The organism is Ammoniphilus soli (assembly GCF_040813775.1).
Genome location: NZ_JBEGDL010000182.1, coordinates 1 through 519, shown reverse-complemented (window position 1 = coordinate 519; position 519 = coordinate 1). Strand labels below are relative to the sequence as shown.

Sequence of the window (519 nt, the reverse complement as noted above, 5' to 3'; positions counted from 1 at the left end):
GCTGGCTGAAAATCTCGGATGAATTTAACCTTGTACAATTAGAGCAAGGATTTTTGTCCGAGGTTAAATTCAAGCTCGAACAGCATCCCCTGATTAAGGCCAGTGATATGGAACGCTTAGGCAATGGGGTGAGCCTGGCAAGCATCGAAGAAAAAATTGATCAAGGCTTGGCTGTTCCCTTGCATGCCAATAAAACGCAGCTGATTGGCTATGTAGCGACAGGACATGAAGAGGATCACAACTTAACGGGAGATATCATCTTAGAAAACTTATGCAATAAAGCCTCCGGTGTCGTAGCCATGCGTCACGCGCTAAGCGCATTTGGCGTGACTTCCGATCAGGTGGATTATGTCATTGGCTGCGATGAGGAAGCGGTTGGCGATCGATATCAGCGCGGCGGCGGAAATATGGCCAAATCGATTGCTGAGCTGGCAGGATGCCAAAATGCAACGGGATCGGATATTAAATCCTTCTGCTGCGCTCCGGCCCACGCGGTTGTAGTAGCTGCAGGTCTCGTCC

1 pseudogene is annotated in these 519 nt (G+C 49.5%); it reads left to right on the top strand.

What is annotated here, in order from left to right:
• Nucleotides 1-519, top strand: a pseudogene (locus ABLT31_RS38955) (glycine/sarcosine/betaine reductase complex component C subunit beta); the annotation flags it as partial.